The sequence below is a fragment of the Streptococcus sp. 4155 genome (assembly GCF_013276695.1).
Lineage (GTDB): Bacteria > Bacillota > Bacilli > Lactobacillales > Streptococcaceae > Streptococcus > Streptococcus pseudopneumoniae.
In genome coordinates this window covers 19,361-35,959 of record NZ_VMLM01000026.1, presented here as the reverse complement: position 1 = coordinate 35,959, position 16,599 = coordinate 19,361, and the positions used below count along the sequence as shown (strand labels likewise).

Annotated in this window: 13 protein-coding genes and 1 pseudogene; 11 read left to right on the top strand and 3 right to left on the bottom strand. The window is 41.9% G+C overall.

The features are described 5' to 3' along the window. Positions 1–56 precede the first annotated feature (56 nt). Both HT715_RS03695 and HT715_RS12405 read right to left on the bottom strand, forming a co-directional pair. Positions 57–716: an amino acid ABC transporter permease gene (locus HT715_RS03695; RefSeq protein WP_000443886.1), complete on the bottom strand. Its 660-nt coding sequence runs from the start codon at positions 714–716 to the stop codon at positions 57–59. A 237-nt stretch (positions 717–953) separates the two neighbouring features. Further along, positions 954–1,582 (bottom strand): annotated as a pseudogene (locus HT715_RS12405) (amino acid ABC transporter ATP-binding protein); the annotation flags it as partial. A 176-nt stretch (positions 1,583–1,758) separates the two neighbouring features. On the opposite strand from HT715_RS12405, the gene recJ reads away from it, so the two are divergent. The 8 genes from recJ (at position 1,759) to HT715_RS03650 (ending at position 12,722) form a co-directional block, all read left to right on the top strand. Beyond that, positions 1,759–3,981, top strand: coding sequence for a single-stranded-DNA-specific exonuclease RecJ (gene recJ, locus HT715_RS03685; protein ID WP_171043161.1), 2,223 nt, complete (start codon positions 1,759–1,761; stop codon positions 3,979–3,981). Between the two features lie 173 nt (positions 3,982–4,154). Beyond that, positions 4,155–5,816: a ribonuclease J gene (locus HT715_RS03680; protein WP_138707327.1), complete on the top strand. Its 1,662-nt coding sequence runs from the start codon at positions 4,155–4,157 to the stop codon at positions 5,814–5,816. Positions 5,817–5,884: 68 nt separating this feature from the next. Next, positions 5,885–6,664 carry an alpha/beta hydrolase family protein gene (locus HT715_RS03675; RefSeq protein ID WP_138706762.1) on the top strand — a complete coding sequence of 260 codons (780 nt, stop codon included), beginning with the start codon at positions 5,885–5,887 and terminating at the stop codon, positions 6,662–6,664. A gap of 111 nt (positions 6,665–6,775) precedes the next feature. Then, positions 6,776–7,996 (top strand): aminoacyltransferase, encoded by a 1,221-nt coding sequence (locus HT715_RS03670; protein WP_172922830.1) that lies wholly within the window; start codon positions 6,776–6,778, stop codon positions 7,994–7,996. Between the two features lie 4 nt (positions 7,997–8,000). Continuing rightward, the gene (gene murN, locus HT715_RS03665) at positions 8,001–9,233 is read left to right on the top strand and encodes a peptidoglycan bridge formation alanyltransferase MurN (RefSeq protein WP_172922829.1); all 1,233 of its coding nucleotides are present in this window, start codon (positions 8,001–8,003) and stop codon (positions 9,231–9,233) included. A 78-nt stretch (positions 9,234–9,311) separates the two neighbouring features. Continuing rightward, complete coding sequence (locus HT715_RS03660; RefSeq protein ID WP_172922828.1) at positions 9,312–10,013, top strand: M57 family metalloprotease; 702 nt, start codon at positions 9,312–9,314, stop codon at positions 10,011–10,013. Positions 10,014–10,051: 38 nt separating this feature from the next. Next, entirely contained in the window at positions 10,052–11,899 is a 1,848-nt protein-coding gene (uvrC, locus tag HT715_RS03655) for an excinuclease ABC subunit UvrC (RefSeq protein ID WP_050208126.1), read from the top strand. Beyond that, a complete protein-coding gene (locus HT715_RS03650) occupies positions 11,889–12,722 on the top strand; it encodes a metallophosphoesterase family protein (RefSeq protein WP_172922827.1) in 834 nt (277 codons plus the stop codon). The genes uvrC and HT715_RS03650 overlap by 11 nt, the downstream gene beginning before the upstream one ends. Positions 12,723–12,901: 179 nt before the next feature. On the opposite strand, the gene HT715_RS03645 is transcribed toward HT715_RS03650, so the two are convergent. Further along, the gene (locus HT715_RS03645; protein WP_172922826.1) at positions 12,902–13,702 is read right to left on the bottom strand and encodes an amino acid ABC transporter substrate-binding protein; all 801 of its coding nucleotides are present in this window, start codon (positions 13,700–13,702) and stop codon (positions 12,902–12,904) included. Between the two features lie 170 nt (positions 13,703–13,872). Between HT715_RS03645 and HT715_RS03635 the strand changes: the two genes are divergently transcribed. From HT715_RS03635 to HT715_RS03625, 3 genes are read left to right on the top strand one after another with little or no spacing between them, the layout of a single operon-like run. After that, on the top strand, positions 13,873–14,478 hold the full coding sequence (locus HT715_RS03635; protein ID WP_172922825.1) for a nitroreductase family protein: 606 nt from the start codon (positions 13,873–13,875) through the stop codon (positions 14,476–14,478). A 12-nt stretch (positions 14,479–14,490) separates the two neighbouring features. Continuing rightward, on the top strand, positions 14,491–15,891 hold the full coding sequence (gene pepV / locus HT715_RS03630) for a dipeptidase PepV (protein ID WP_044811976.1): 1,401 nt from the start codon (positions 14,491–14,493) through the stop codon (positions 15,889–15,891). Positions 15,892–15,944: 53 nt separating this feature from the next. After that, complete coding sequence (locus HT715_RS03625) at positions 15,945–16,523, top strand: uracil-DNA glycosylase family protein (RefSeq protein ID WP_023933440.1); 579 nt, start codon at positions 15,945–15,947, stop codon at positions 16,521–16,523. The last annotated feature ends 76 nt before the right edge of the window (positions 16,524–16,599 follow it).

Below are 16,599 nucleotides of genomic sequence, written 5' to 3'. Positions count from 1 at the left end.
AACCATACATACGGCAAGGTGAAGCTGACGTGGTTTGAAGAGATTTTCGAAGAGTATTATTCTGCAGCTTGTTGCCAACGTTTTGCTAGCATATGAGATAGGCTAGAAATGGCTAGGTTAAAGCTGAAGTAGATGAGGGCAATCAGTATATAAAGACTGAAGACCTGCTCTGGTTCGAAATAACGGCCCATGAGAATTTGGCTGGCTCCAAAGAGTTCTTGTAGGGCGATAACAGAGTAGAGGAGACTGGTATCCTTAATCACGGTTACAAACTGAGAAATGATGGCTGGCAGCATTTTACGAATGGCTTGTGGGAGAATGATGTAGTAGAGGATTTGGGCTGAAGTGAAGCCTTGTGACATTCCTGCTTCGTACTGCCCCTTGGCTACGGCATTGAGACCGCCTCGGATAATCTCAGCTAAAGCCGCTGATGTAAAGAGTGTGAAGGCAGTGATTCCTGCTGGAGTGGATTTCATCTTGAAAATTAAAAAGATAGTAAAGATCCAGAGAAGGTTGGGAACGTTGCGCACAAATTCGATATAAATGCTGGAAATAATGCGCAAGACAGGATTTTTGCCATTTCTCATGACAGCTAGCACCGTACCGATAAGGGTAGAGAGGACGATGGCAATCAGAGAAATGTAGAGGGTCAAGCCAAATCCTTTAAAGATAAAGACTAGGTTATCTGGGGTCAAAACTTCTAAAATGGATTCCATAGTAACCTCCTAAAGTGAATAGGCTTTTTTATTAGCTTGTTCCATCTTGCGACCAAACTGGGCAACAGGGAAGCATAGAGAAAAGTAGAGAAGGGCAGCGCCTAGAAAGGCTGGAATGTAGTTTCCGTTAAGTGCTGACCAAGACTTGGTCACAAACATCAAGTCCACTCCAGAGATGATAGCGACTGTTGAGGTGTTCTTGATGAGGTTGACAATTTGGTTGGTCAAAGGAGGGAGAATGATGCGGTCAGCAACTTCACGGGCAAAGCCCATTTCATGGGTAACGATGATCATGTTCATCCCGTCATGTGCCAGTTTTTGCATAACTGCTAGTACATCTCCGATAGTCTCAGGGTCAAGGGCAGATGTTGGCTCATCAAAGAGAAGGAGTTCAGGATGCATAGCGAGTCCACGAGCAATGGCGATTCGTTGTTTTTGTCCACAAGATAGCATGGCTGGATAAGAATCTTTTTTATCCCACATATTTACAAATTCCAGATATTTTTGAGCTGTTTTTTCAGCTTCTTTTTATCAATTCCTAGAACTTTTATGGGTGCGAGTGTTACGTTTTCTAACACTGTTTTATGCGGATAGAGGTTAAAATGCTGGAAAACCATGCCGACTTCCTTACGAAGAGGCACCAAATCTTTCTGGCTGGCACCAGCAACTTGGTGGCCATTGACTAGAAGACTTCCCTTGTCAACAGCCTCCAAACCATTGATGGTGCGGATAAGAGTGGATTTTCCAGAACCAGATGGTCCGAGTAGGACAACGACTTGTCCTTTTTCAAAACGGAGATTGATGTCGCGGAGTGCGTGGTAGTCTCCGTAATATTTTTCGACGTGTTCAAATTCTACTAAAGCCATAAGGAGTCTCCTTTGCATTAGATTTTATAACATGATTCTGCACCAAAAGATTTGTCTTGTCAAATCATATCTGAAAAAATTCACTAAAATTTTATAAAAAAGCAATCTGGATAGAGAAAACGTCTAAATCATGTTATAATGAAGCAATAGAATTCTTAGAAAGAGTGGATGTCTTTTTGATAACACCTACTTATGAATGGCAGTTTGCCCCGCAGGTAGAAGATGCGGATTTTACAAAGATAGCCAAGAAGGCTGGACTGGGTCCTGAGGTGGCTCGGTTATTGTTTGAGAGAGGGATTCAGGACCAAGAAAGTCTGAAGAAGTTTTTAGAACCTTCCTTGGAGAATTTGCATGACCCTTATCTGCTCCATGATATGGACAAGGCAGTGGAACGGATTCGTCAGGCCATTGAAGAAGGGGAAAATATTCTCGTTTATGGAGACTACGATGCGGATGGCATGACTTCGGCTTCGATTGTGAAGGAAAGTTTGGAACAACTTGGTGCTGAGTGCCGAGTTTACCTGCCAAATCGTTTTACCGATGGCTATGGCCCTAATGCTAGTGTTTATAAATACTTTATCGAGCAAGAAGGGATTTCCTTGATTGTGACGGTGGACAATGGGGTTGTTGGTCATGAGGCTATTGCATTGGCTCAGTCTATGGGAGTAGATGTCATTGTGACTGACCACCATTCCATGCCTGAAACCCTACCAGATGCCTATGCCATCGTTCATCCTGAACATCCGGATGCGGACTATCCTTTCAAATATTTGGCTGGTTGTGGAGTTGCTTTCAAGTTGGCTTGTGCCCTGTTAGAAGAAGTACAAGTGGAATTGCTTGATTTGGTCGCTATTGGTACCATTGCTGATATGGTTAGTTTGACAGATGAGAACCGTATCTTGGTTCAGTATGGTCTGGAAATGTTGGGACATACTCAGCGCATTGGTTTACAAGAAATGCTGGATATGGCTGGGATTGCCGCCAACGAAGTAACAGAAGAAACGGTTGGTTTCCAGATTGCTCCTCGTTTGAATGCCTTGGGCCGCTTGGATGATCCCAATCCTGCTATTGATTTGCTGACTGGCTTTGACGATGAGGAAGCTCACGAGATTGCCCTCATGATTCATCAGAAAAACGAAGAGCGCAAGGAAATCGTCCAGTCTATCTATGAAGAAGCTAAGACCATGGTGGATCCTGAGAAGAAGGTTCAAGTCTTGGCCAAGGAAGGCTGGAATCCTGGGGTTCTAGGGATCGTGGCTGGTCGTTTGTTGGAAGAATTAGGGCAGACAGTCATCGTTCTCAATATAGAAGACGGTCGTGCCAAGGGTAGTGCTCGTAGTGTGGAAGCGGTCGATATTTTTGAGGCTCTGAATCCTCATCGAGACCTCTTCATCGCATTTGGCGGTCATGCTGGTGCGGCTGGCATGACGCTGGAAGTTGAGAAACTCTCGGATTTATCTCAGATTTTAGAAGACTATGTCCGTGAAAAAGGTGCAGATGCTGGTGGCAAGAACAAGTTAAACCTAGATGAAGAGCTGGATTTGGAGACACTTAGCTTGGAAACGGTCAAAAGTTTTGAACGTTTGGCACCTTTTGGCATGGACAATCAGAAACCTGTCTTTTATATAAAGGATTTTCAGGTCGAAAGTGCCCGTACTATGGGGGCAGGCAATGCTCATCTCAAGTTGAAAATTTCCAAGGGTGAGGCGAGTTTTGAAGTGGTAGCCTTTGGCCAAGGCAGATGGGCGACAGAGTTTTCTCAAACCAAGAATCTAGAGTTGGCAGTCAAATTGTCTGTCAACCAATGGAATGGCCAAACTGCCCTCCAGTTGATGATGGTGGATGCGCGTGTGGAGGGTGTTCAACTTTTTAACATTCGTGGGAAAAATGCAGTCTTGCCAGAAGGGGTTCCAGTCTTGGATTTTGATGAAGAACTGCCAGATATAGCGACTAGTGAAGCTGTGGTTGTAAAAACCATTCCTGAGGATATTACCTTGTTGAAGACCATTTTTCAGGAGCAGAATTTTTCTGCTGTTTATTTCAAAAATGACATTGACAAGGCCTACTATTTGACAGGCTATGGGACTAGAGATCAGTTTGCCAAATTGTACAAGACCATCTACCAGTTCCCAGAGTTTGATATTCGCTACAAGCTGAAAGATTTGGCTACTTATCTTAATATCCAACAAATCTTGCTGGTCAAGATGATTCAAGTATTTGAAGAGCTAGGCTTTGTGACGATCAAAGATGGTGTCATGACAGTCAATAAAGAGGCACCAAAGCGGGAGATCGGAGAAAGTCAGATTTATCAAAATCTCAAACAAACCGTCAAAGACCAAGAAATGATGGCGCTAGGTACCGTGCAAGAAATTTATGACTTTTTAATGGAAAAAGAATAGCAGATGGAAAAGAGTTGGGCAACCAGCTCTTTTTTGAAAACAAATCTTCATTTTGAAAATCATCAAAAAAATGGTATAATGGTAGGAAAAGATTCGGCTAACAGTAATAGTGCTTATAGAATAAGAGGGTAAGCAACCCTATAATCAAGATAAACTAAGATTTTGGAGGAAAAATGAGTAATATTAGTTTAACAACACTTGGTGGTGTACGTGAAAATGGGAAAAATATGTACATTGCTGAAATTGGAGAGTCCATTTTTGTTTTGAATGCAGGGTTAAAATATCCCGAAAATGAACAATTAGGGGTCGATGTGGTGATTCCAAAGATGGACTACCTTTTTGAAAATAAAGATCGAATTGCTGGGGTATTTTTAACTCACGGACATGCAGATGCTATTGGTGCTCTACCTTATCTCTTGGCAGAGGCTAAAGTTCCTGTATTTGGGTCTGAGTTGACCATTGAGTTGGCAAAGCTCTTTGTCAAAGGAAATGATGCCGTTAAGAAATTTAATGATTTCCATGTCATTGATGAGAATACGGAGATTGATTTTGGTGGGACAGTGGTTTCCTTCTTCCCTACGACTTACTCCGTTCCAGAGAGTCTGGGAATTGTCTTGAAGACATCGGAAGGAAGCATCGTTTATACAGGTGACTTCAAATTTGACCAAACGGCTAGTGAATCTTATGCAACTGATTTTGCTCGTTTGGCAGAGATTGGTCGTGACGGCGTCCTGGCTCTCCTCAGTGATTCGGCCAATGCAGACAGCAATATTCAGGTGGCTAGTGAAAGTGAAGTTAGGGATGAAATTACCCAAACTATTGCTGACTGGGAAGGTCGTATCATCGTTGCAGCTGTTTCCAGTAATCTTTCTCGTATTCAGCAGATTTTTGACGCTGCGGATAAAACAGGTCGACGTATCGTCTTGACAGGATTTGATATTGAAAATATCGTCCGCACAGCGATTCGTCTTAAGAAGTTGTCTTTAGCCAACGAAATTCTCTTGATTAAGCCTAAAGATATGTCTCGCTTTGAAGACCATGAGTTGATTATTCTTGAGACAGGTCGTATGGGTGAACCTATCAATGGACTTCGTAAGATGTCGATTGGTCGCCATCGTTATGTAGAAATCAAGGATGGGGACCTGGTCTATATTGCTACGGCTCCGTCTATTGCTAAAGAAGCCTTTGTTGCGCGTGTAGAAAATATGATTTATCAGGCAGGTGGGGTTGTCAAATTGATTACCCAAAGTTTACATGTATCAGGGCACGGAAATGTGCGTGATTTGCAGCTGATGATCAATCTTTTGCAACCTAAGTACCTCTTCCCTGTCCAAGGGGAGTATCGTGAGTTGGATGCTCACGCTAAGGCTGCCATGGCAGTTGGGATGTTGCCAGAACGCATCTTCATTCCTAAAAAGGGGACGACCATGGCTTACGAGAATGGAGACTTTGTTCCAGCTGGTGCGGTTTCGGCAGGGGATGTCTTGATTGACGGAAATGCTATCGGTGATGTTGGTAATGTAGTCCTTCGTGACCGTAAGGTCTTGTCAGAGGACGGTATTTTCATCGTTGCAATTACCGTTAATCGTCGTGAGAAGAAAATTGTGGCCAAGGCACGTGTTCACACGCGTGGATTCGTTTATCTCAAGAAGAGCCGCGATATTCTCCGTGAAAGTTCAGAATTGATTAACCAAACGGTAGAAGACTATCTTCAAGGAGATGACTTTGACTGGGCAGATCTTAAAGGCAAGGTTCGGGATAATCTGACCAAGTATCTCTTTGATCAAACTAAGCGTCGTCCAGCTATTCTACCAGTAGTCATGGAAGCAAAATAATCATTGAAATAAGTAAAGATAAAGTCTAGTTTCGGCTTTTTCTTATCGGAAAATAGAAGGAGAAAATCATGGCAGTAATGAAAATCGAGTATTACTCACAAGTTTTGGATATGGAGTGGGGGGTGAATGTCCTCTACCCTGATGCCAATCGAGTGGAAGAACCAGAGTGTCAAGATATTCCCGTCTTGTACCTCTTGCACGGGATGTCTGGCAATCATAATAGTTGGCTCAAGCGGACCAATGTAGAACGCTTGCTTCGAGCTACTAATCTCATCGTTGTTATGCCTAATACCAGCAATGGTTGGTATACCGATACCCAGTATGGTTTTGACTATTACTCAGCTCTAGCAGAGGAATTACCAGATGTTCTGAAACGCTTCTTCCCTAATATGACTAGTAAGCGTGAAAAGACCTTTATCGCTGGTCTCTCTATGGGAGGCTACGGCTGTTTCAAGCTGGCTCTTGCGACCAATCGTTTCTCTCATGCAGCTAGTTTTTCAGGTGCTCTTAGCTTTCAAGAGTTTTCTCCTGAGAGCCAAAATCTGGGAACACCTGCTTATTGGAGAGGTGTGTTTGGGGAGATTAAAGATTGGACAGCTAGCCCCTATTCTCTTGAAAGTCTGGCTAAAAAATCGGACAAAAAGACCAAGCTCTGGGCTTGGTGTGGCGAACAGGATTTCTTGTATGAAGCCAATAATCTAGCAGTGAAAAATCTCAAAAAAATAGGATTTGATGTGACCTATAGCCATAGCGCTGGAACCCATGAGTGGTATTATTGGGAAAAACAATTGGAACGGTTCTTAGCAACCCTACCGATTGATTTCAAATTAGAAGAGAGATTGACTTAGTTTGAACTTCAGCATAGGGGGAGTAGGACTAAAATAAAATATGTTTTCACTAGACTTTTCAAACGAAAGTAGTAGAATAGTAATAAGATATTGGAGGAAAGAGAGTAGGAAATGTACCGTTATCAAATTGGCATTCCCACATTAGAATATGATCAGTTTGTCAAAGAACATGAATTAGCCAATGTATTACAAAGTAGTGCTTGGGAAGAAGTGAAGTCTGATTGGCAACATGAGAAGTTTGGTGTTTACAGGGAAGAAAAATTACTGGCGACAGCTAGTATTTTGATTAGAACTCTTCCGCTAGGCTATAAAATGTTTTACGTCCCAAGAGGACCTATATTGGATTATGGAGATACAGAACTCTTGAGTTTTGTCATTCAGTCCATTAAGTCTTATGCTCGTAGCAAGAGAGCTATTTTTGTGACTTTTGACCCAAGTATTTGCCTGTCTCAAAGTTTAATTAATCAGGAAAAAACAGAATTTCCTGAAAATCTGGCTATTATTGATAGTTTGCAACAAATGGGAGTAAGGTGGTCAGGAAAAACAGAGGAAATGGGAGACACCATTCAACCTCGTATTCAGGTGAAAATATACAAGGAAAATTTTGAAGAAGATAAACTTTCCAAGTCAACAAAACAGGCTATTCGAACAGCACGGAATAAGGGGGTAGAGATTCAATTTGGTGGAACTGAATTATTGGACTCTTTTTCCTTTTTGATGAAAAAAACCGAGAAGCGGAAAGAGATTCATTTGAGGAATGAAGCCTATTATAAAAAGTTGTTAGATAATTTTAAGGACAAGGCCTACATCACCTTGGCAACCTTGGATGTCTCTAAACGTTCGCAAGAATTAGAAGAACAGTTAGCGAAAAACAGAGCCTTGGAAGAGACCTTTACTGATTCGACTCGAACTTCAAAAGTAGAAGCGCAGAAGAAGGAAAAAGAACGTTTGTTAGAGGAATTGACTTTCCTGCAGGAATATATGGATGCAGGTCAAGCAAGAGTTCCCTTAGCGGCTACCTTGACTTTAGAATTCGGACAAACTTCTGTCAATCTATACGCAGGAATGGATGAAGATTTTAGACGTTATAAAGCTCCTATTTTGACCTGGTATGAGACAGCTCGATATTCCTTTGAACGTGGCATTTTATGGCAAAATTTAGGAGGCGTCGAGAATGCTTTAGATGGTGGACTCTATCGTTTTAAAGCTAATTTTAATCCAACGATCGAAGAATACTTGGGTGAATTTACAATTCCTACCCATCCTCTCTATCCTCTGTTAAGACTTGCTCTTGATTTCCGTAAAACATTAAGAAAAAAACATAGAAAGTAAGTATATGGCACTAACTACACTCACGAAAGAAGAGTTTCGTACTTATTCTGATCAGGTTTCTTCTCGTTCCTTTATGCAATCTGTTCAGATGGGGGACTTGTTAGAAAAAAGAGGGGCTCGAATTGTTTATCTTTCTTTGAAACAAGGAGGAGAGATTCAAGTTGCAGCTCTGGTTTATAGCTTGCCCATGCTGGGTGGTCTGCATATGAAGATCAATTCGGGGCCGATTTATACCCAACAAGATGCTCTTCCAGTTTTTTATGCGGAGTTAAAAGAATATGCCAAGCAAAATGGTGTATTAGAGCTGCTTGTAAAACCTTATGAAACTTATCAAACTTTTGATAGCCAAGGTAATCCAATAGATGCTGAGAAAAAAAGTGTCATTCAAGGTTTAACTGATTTAGGTTATCAATTTGATGGATTGACAAGAGGTTACCCAGGTGGAGAACCAGATTGGTTATACTATAAAGATTTAACTGAATTAACTGAAAAGAGTTTGCTTAAAAGTTTTAGCAAAAAGGGTAAACCCTTGGTGAAAAAGGCTGAAACCTTTGGCATTCGGTTGAAAAAGTTAAAACGTGAAGAACTATCGATTTTTAAGAATATAACAAAAGAAACCTCTGAACGTAGAGAATATAGTGATAAAAGTTTAGAATATTATGAGCATTTTTATGATACTTTTGGAGAACAAGCGGAGTTTCTCATAGCAAGCTTAAATTTTTCGGACTATATGAGCAAATTGCAAGGTGAACAAAGTAAACTAGAAGAAAACTTGAACAAGTTGCGACTTGATTTGAGTAAAAATCCTCATTCTGAGAAAAAACAAAATCAACTGAGAGAATATTCTAGTCAATTTGAAACATTTGAAGTTCGAAAAGCAGAAGCGCGAGACTTGATTGAAAAATATGGAGAAGAAGATATTGTTTTAGCCGGGAGTTTATTTGTTTATATGCCTCAGGAAACGACTTACCTCTTTAGTGGTTCCTACACTGAGTTTAATAAATTCTATTCCCCTGCACTGCTTCAAAAATATGTTATGTTGGAAAGCATAAAACGTGGAATACCTAAATACAACTTCCTAGGCATTCAAGGGATTTTTGATGGAAGTGATGGTGTTTTGCGTTTTAAACAGAATTTTAATGGCTATATTGTACGCAAAGCAGGTACTTTCCGTTACCATCCATCTCCTTTAAAATACAAAGCTATCCAGTTACTCAAAAAAATAGTAGGACGTTAAGATGAAAAAGTCAGTATTTAGCTTTCTTTTAGCTTCTTTTAGTAAAATAATTTTTATTTGCTAGAAAGGTGGAGAGACATGCGCTGGCTTTTTCGTTTGATAGGGGCTTTCTTTTCTTTTGTGTGGCGTTTGTTTTGGCGTCTGGTTTGGATAGTTGTGCTTTTATGTGTGCTTGCTTTCGGACTTCTCTGGTATCTGAACGGGGATTTTCAAGGAGCGCTAAAGCAAGCAGAACGGTCAGTAAAAATTGGTCAACAAAGTATTGACCAATGGGAGAAAACAGGGCAACTGCCTAAGTTAAGCCAGACAGATAGTCACCAGCATTCTGAAGGAAGGTGGCCGCAGGATTCTGCTCGTATTTACTTGGATCCCCAGATGGATTCAGGCTTTCAAGAGGCGTATTTAGAAGCAATTCAGAACTGGAATCAAACTGGTGCTTTTAACTTTGAACTCGTGACTGAGTCTAGTAAGGCGGATATTACGGCTACGGAGATGAACGACGGAGGCACTCCTGTGGCAGGAGAGGCGGAAAGTCAAACTAATCTCTTAACAGGGCAATTCTTATCCGTAACGGTGCGCTTGAATCATTATTATCTGTCCAATCCTGACTATGGCTATTCCTATGAGCGCCTTGTCCATACGGCAGAACATGAGTTGGGGCATGCGATTGGCTTGGATCATACAGATGAGAAGTCTGTCATGCAACCAGCAGGTTCTTTTTATGGTATCCAGGAAGAGGATGTTGAAAGACTTCGAAAATTATATGAGACCAATGAGTAGGGGACTATTTTTCCCTACTTTTTTGCTATAATGGAATTATGAACAACTTGATTAAATCAAAACTAGAGCTCTTGCCGACCAGCCCTGGTTGTTACATTCACAAGGATAAAAACGGCACCATTATCTATGTAGGAAAGGCTAAAAATCTGCGTAACCGCGTGCGGTCCTATTTCCGTGGAAGTCATGATACCAAAACAGAGGCTTTGGTGTCTGAAATTGTAGATTTTGAATTTATCGTTACGGAGTCTAATATTGAGGCACTTCTCCTAGAAATCAACCTGATCAAGGAAAATAAGCCTAAATACAATATCATGCTCAAGGATGACAAGTCCTATCCCTTCATCAAAATCACTAATGAGCGCTATCCACGCTTGATTATCACTCGTCAGGTCAAGAAGGACGGAGGTCTCTACTTTGGTCCCTATCCAGATGTAGGAGCAGCCAATGAAATCAAGCGACTACTGGATCGGATTTTCCCTTTTCGTAAGTGTACCAATCCACCGTCTAAGGTCTGTTTTTACTACCATATCGGCCAATGCATGAGCCACACCATCTGTAAGAAGGATGAGGACTATTTCAAGTCTATGGCTCAGGAGGTTTCTGATTTTCTGAAAGGGCAAGATGATAAAATCATTGATAACCTCAAGGGCAAAATGGCAGCGGCGGCTCAGACTATGGAGTTTGAACGTGCGGCGGAATACCGTGACCTGATTCAGGCTATTGGAACGCTTCGAACCAAGCAACGGGTCATGGCTAAGGATCTCCAAAATCGCGATGTCTTTGGCTACTATGTGGATAAGGGCTGGATGTGTGTGCAAGTTTTCTTTGTTCGTCAGGGCAAGCTCATCGAGCGCGATGTCAATCTCTTCCCCTACTTCAATGATCCAGATGAGGATTTCTTGACCTATGTGGGACAATTCTATCAAGAAAAATCTCACCTAGTTCCCAATGAGGTACTGATTCCGCAGGATATTGACGAAGAAGCTGTCAAGGCTTTGGTGGATACCAAGATTCTTAAGCCTCAACGTGGAGAGAAAAAACAGCTGGTCAATCTAGCCATAAAAAATGCACGTGTTAGTCTGGAGCAGAAATTTAACCTGCTAGAAAAATCAGTCGAAAAGACCCAAGGAGCTATTGAAAATCTAGGACGTTTGCTCCAAATTCCGACTCCAGTTCGCATCGAGTCCTTCGATAATTCCAACATCATGGGGACTAGTCCTGTTTCAGCTATGGTGGTCTTTGTCAACGGCAAACCAAGTAAAAAAGATTATCGTAAGTATAAAATCAAGACTGTCGTTGGACCAGACGACTATGCCAGTATGCGTGAGGTTATTCGCAGACGTTATGGTCGAGTACAACGAGAAGGTTTGACTCCTCCAGATTTGATTGTCATTGATGGGGGACAAGGTCAAGTCAATATCGCCAAGCAAGTCATCCAAGAGGAACTGGGCTTGGATATTCCCATTGCAGGTCTGCAAAAGAATGATAAGCACCAAACTCATGAATTGCTCTTTGGAGATCCGCTGGAAGTGGTGGACTTGTCTCGTAATTCTCAGGAATTTTTCCTCCTCCAACGTATCCAAGATGAGGTGCACCGCTTTGCTATCACTTTCCATCGCCAACTGCGCTCCAAAAATTCCTTTTCATCACAATTGGATGGGATTGACGGTCTGGGACCTAAACGCAAGCAAAATCTCATGAGGCACTTCAAGTCTCTGACCAAAATCAAGGAAGCAAGTGTGGATGAGATTGTCGAAGTCGGTGTGCCTAGAGTCGTTGCAGAAGCTGTGCAGAGGAAGTTGAACTCGCAGGAAACAGAAACCTTGCCTCAAGTGGCAGAAGAAAGAGTAGATTATCAAACAGAAGGAGACCATCATGAACCATAAAATCGCAATTTTATCAGATATTCATGGCAATGCGACAGCCTTAGAAGCAGTGATTGCAGATGCTAAAACCCAAGGAGTCAGTGAATATTGGATTCTGGGAGATATTTTTCTACCTGGTCCAGGTGCAAATGACTTGGTCGCCCTGCTAAAGGACCTTCCTATCACAGCCAGTGTTCGAGGCAATTGGGATGATTGTGTCCTTGAGGTCTTGGATGGGCAATACGGTTTGGAACATCCAAAAGAAATCCAGCTCATGCGATTGACCCAGTTTTTGATGGAGCGAATGGATCCTGCAACGATTGTCTGGCTACGAAGCTTGCCTTTGCTGGAAAAGAAAGAAATTGACGGATTGCGCTTTTCTATCTCTCATAATTTACCTGACAAAAACTATGGTGGTGACTTGCTAGTTGAGAATGATACAGAGAAATTTGACCAACTCCTCGATGAGGAAACGGACGTGGCAGTCTATGGTCATGTCCACAAGCAGTTGCTTCGTTACGGCAGTCAAGGGCAACAAATCATCAATCCAGGGTCGATTGGCATGCCCTATTTTAATTGGGAGGCGTTAAAAAATCACCGTGCCCAGTATGCCGTGATAGAGGTTGAAGATGGGGAATTGGTCAATATACAATTTCGTAAAGTTGCTTATGATTACGAAGCGGAGTTAGAATTGGCCAAGTCCAAGGGGCTTCCATTTATAGAAATGTATGAAGAATTACGTCGTGAAGATAACTATCAGGGACACAATCTGGAACTCTTAGCCAGCTTAATAGAAAAGCATGGGTATGTAGAGGATGTGAAAGATTATTTTGATTTTTTGTAAAAGTTTCCTAAAATAACCAATGCAAACTAAAAACGATTGGCTGGCCCAATCGTTTTTAATATATCTTATACTCAATGAAAATCAAAGAGCAAACTAGGAAGCTAGCCGTAGGTTGCTCAAAGCACAGCTTTGAGGTTGCAGATAAAGCTGACGTGGTTTGAAGAGATATTCGAAGAGTATTATTGTAACTGAGATTGATCTGGAAGATAAGAACCCCCTAGATAGGTATTACTGAGTTTTTCAAGGGTTCCGTCTTGGTAGAGTTCTTTGAGCGCTTTATCAAATTTATCTTTAAACTCTTTTTGGTCGCTTGAGAAAACGATATAGTTGTTGGGGCTATCGGCAGAAGGTAAATCAACGACTGAGAGGTTTAAGTCACGGTCCTTGATAATCTTTTGAACGGATACCTTGTCAAAAACTAGGAAATCAAACTCTCCGTTAGCAAGGTCTAGGATTCGTTTACCGATATCTTCACCAGAAAAATCGATAGTAGCAGGATTGTCAGGGTGTTTTTGATTCCAGTTATTGATGAATTGAGCGTTTGAAGTTCCAGTATCTTCTTGTGTTGTTTTGCCAGCGATTTGGTCAAGTGAAGTCAGAGGATTTTTCTTGTTGCTGACAAGGACGAGGGGATTGTTTGAAATTGGAAGTGAGTAGAGGTATTTTTCAGCACGCTCTTTTGTGTAACTCAAGTTATTTGCCGCAGCCTGATAGTGACCAGAATCAAGTCCTGGGAAGATGCTCTCCCAGGCAGTTCTTTGGAATTGAATCTCGTAGTCGCTGAGTTTTTCATCCACTGCCTTTAGAACTTCAATATCGAATCCTGTCAGATTGCCTTTATCTTCGTAGTCAAATGGTGGCACATCGCCAGCTGTAGCAAGGACGATTGCCTTTTGAGAATTAGTCTCTTTGGGTGTGGATTGATTCCCACAGGCAACTAAAAAGGGGATGATGGCTAGTAATAGGCTGAATTTTTTCATAATGTCTCCATTCAAATGTAAAGTACTTGCTAGTTTATCAGAAACTTTCTTGATGAACCAATATATATTTTTTATGGCTGTAATAAAAAAACTTAATCATGAAAAATCCCTGCAAGCTCTTTCAAATTATGGTAGAATGGAAGCAGTAGAATTAGAAAAGGAAATCGATTATGAAATTTCTTGAATTAAATAAAAAACGTCATGCGACTAAGCATTTCACTGATAAGCCAGTGGATCCAAAAGATATGCGTACGGCTATCGAAATTGCAACCTTGGCACCAAGTGCCCACAACAGCCAGCCTTGGAAATTTGTAGTGGTGCGTGAGAAAAATGCCGAACTAGCAAAATTGGCTTACGGTTCAAACTTTGAACAGGTATCATCAGCGCCTGTAACCATTGCCCTCTTTACAGACACAAATTTGGCTAAACGCGCTCGTAAGATTGCTCGTGTTGGTGGTGCTAATAACTTTTCTGAAGAGCAACTTCAATATTTTATGAAGAATTTGCCTGCTGAATTTGCACGCTACAATGAACAACAAGTCAGCGACTACCTAGCACTCAATGCAGGTTTGGTTGCTATGAACTTGGTTCTCGCTCTTACAGACCAAGGAATTGGTTCCAATATTATCCTTGGTTTTGACAAATCAAAAGTTAATGAAGTTTTGGAAATCGAAGACCGTTTCCGCCCAGAACTCTTGATCACAGTGGGTTACACAGACGACAAATTGGAACCAAGCTACCGCTTGCCAGTAGATGAAATCATCGAGAAAAGATAGAAAGAAGAAAAAATGACAGCAATTGATTTTACAGCAGAAGTAGAAAAACGCAAAGAAGACCTCTTGGCTGACTTGTTTAGCCTTTTGGAAATCAACTCAGAACGTGATGATAGCAAGGCTGATGCCCAGCATCCATTTGGACCTGGTCCAGTAAAAGCCTTGGAGAAATTCCTTGAAATCGCAGACCGCGATGGCTACCCAACTAAGAATGTCGATAACTACGCAGGACATTTTGAGTTTGGTGATGGAGAAGAAGTTCTCGGCATCTTTGCCCATATGGATGTGGTGCCTGCTGGTAGCGGTTGGGACACAGACCCTTACACACCAACTATCAAAGATGGTCGCCTTTATGCGCGTGGTGCTTCAGATGACAAGGGACCTACAACAGCTTGCTACTATGGTTTGAAAATCATCAAAGAATTGGGCCTTCCAACTTCTAAGAAAGTTCGCTTCATCGTTGGAACAGACGAAGAATCAGGCTGGGCAGATATGGACTACTACTTCGAGCACGTAGGACTCGCCAAGCCAGACTTTGGTTTCTCACCAGATGCTGAATTTCCAATCATCAATGGTGAAAAAGGAAACATCACGGAATACCTCCACTTTGCAGGTGAAAATACAGGTGCAGCCCGTCTTCACAGCTTTACAGGTGGTTTACGTGAAAATATGGTACCAGAATCAGCAACAGCAGTCGTTTCAGGTGACTTGACAGACTTGCAAGCTAAACTAGATGCCTTTGTTGCAGAACACAAACTTAGAGGAGAACTCCAAGAAGAAGCTGGCCAATACAAGGTGACGATCATTGGTAAATCAGCCCACGGTGCTATGCCTGCTTCAGGTGTCAATGGCGCAACTTACCTTGCCCTCTTCCTCAGCCAGTTTGGCTTTGCTGGTCCAGCCAAAGACTACCTTGACATCGCAGGTAAAATTCTCTTGAACGATCATGAGGGTGAAAATCTCAAGATTGCTCATGTGGATGAAAAGATGGGTGCTCTTTCTATGAATGCCGGCGTCTTCCGCTTCGATGAAACAAGTGCTGATAATACCATTGCCCTTAACATCCGCTATCCAAAAGGAACAAGTCCAGAACAAATCAAGTCAATCCTAGAAAACTTGCCAGTTGCTTCTGTCAGTCTATCAGAACATGGTCATACCCCTCACTATGTGCCAATGGAAGATCCACTTGTGCAAACCTTGTTGAATGTCTATGAAAAACAAACAGGCCTTAAAGGTCATGAACAAGTCATCGGTGGTGGAACCTTTGGTCGCTTGTTAGAGCGCGGAGTTGCCTATGGTGCTATGTTCCCAGACTCGATTGATACCATGCACCAAGCCAATGAATTTATCGCCTTGGACGATCTCTTCCGAGCAGCAGCAATCTATGCCGAAGCTATTTACGAATTGATCAAATAAAACGATAGAAGTCTGAGATCTTATGCTTGGACTTCTTTTTGGAGGGAAAGTAGATGTCTCAAATCGAAAGAATCAAACAGGCTATCATGGCGGATTCGCAGAATGCCAGCTATACAGAGCGTGGCATTGAGCCTCTCTTTGCAGCGCCAAAAACTGCTCGCATCAATATCATCGGTCAGGCTCCGGGACTTAAAACTCAAGAAGCAGGCCTTTACTGGAAAGATAAAAGTGGTGATCGCTTGCGGTACTGGCTAGGTGTGGATGAAGATACCTTTTACAATTCAGGTTATTTTGCTGTTTTGCCTATGGATTTCTACTTTCCAGGACATGGCAAGTCGGGTGATCTTCCGCCGCGAGCAGGTTTTGCAGAAAAATGGCATCCGCAGCTCTTACAGGAATTGCCTGATATTCAGTTAACCCTCTTGATTGGGCAATATGCCCAAGCCTACTATTTACAGGAGAAAATCAGTGGCAAGGTAACGGAGAGGGTGAAACACTATAAAGACTATCTGCCAACCTATTTTCCACTAGTTCACCCCTCACCACGAAATCAAATCTGGATGGCCAAAAATCCTTGGTTTGAGTCAGAAGTGGTGCCAGATTTGAAAAAAAGAATTAAAACCATTTTATAGTCAATGAAAATCAAAGAGCAAACTAGGAAGCTAGCCGCAGGTTGCTCAAAGTACAGCTTTGAGGTTGTGGATAGAA

Bases quoted from the DNA above. Each gene is read 5' to 3' on its own strand.
- HT715_RS03650 (WP_172922827.1), top strand. From the start codon at position 11,889: ATGAACCATAAAATCGCAATTTTATCAGATATTCATGGCAATGCGACA.
- HT715_RS03625 (WP_023933440.1), top strand. From the start codon at position 15,945: ATGTCTCAAATCGAAAGAATCAAACAGGCTATCATGGCGGATTCGCAG.
- uvrC (WP_050208126.1), top strand. From the start codon at position 10,052: ATGAACAACTTGATTAAATCAAAACTAGAGCTCTTGCCGACCAGCCCT.
- HT715_RS03635 (WP_172922825.1), top strand. From the start codon at position 13,873: ATGAAATTTCTTGAATTAAATAAAAAACGTCATGCGACTAAGCATTTC.
- HT715_RS03660 (WP_172922828.1), top strand. From the start codon at position 9,312: ATGCGCTGGCTTTTTCGTTTGATAGGGGCTTTCTTTTCTTTTGTGTGG.
- HT715_RS03695 (WP_000443886.1), bottom strand. From the start codon at position 716: ATGGAATCCATTTTAGAAGTTTTGACCCCAGATAACCTAGTCTTTATC.
- HT715_RS03680 (WP_138707327.1), top strand. From the start codon at position 4,155: ATGAGTAATATTAGTTTAACAACACTTGGTGGTGTACGTGAAAATGGG.
- murN (WP_172922829.1), top strand. From the start codon at position 8,001: ATGGCACTAACTACACTCACGAAAGAAGAGTTTCGTACTTATTCTGAT.
- HT715_RS03645 (WP_172922826.1), bottom strand. From the start codon at position 13,702: ATGAAAAAATTCAGCCTATTACTAGCCATCATCCCCTTTTTAGTTGCC.
- HT715_RS03675 (WP_138706762.1), top strand. From the start codon at position 5,885: ATGGCAGTAATGAAAATCGAGTATTACTCACAAGTTTTGGATATGGAG.
- pepV (WP_044811976.1), top strand. From the start codon at position 14,491: ATGACAGCAATTGATTTTACAGCAGAAGTAGAAAAACGCAAAGAAGAC.
- HT715_RS03670 (WP_172922830.1), top strand. From the start codon at position 6,776: ATGTACCGTTATCAAATTGGCATTCCCACATTAGAATATGATCAGTTT.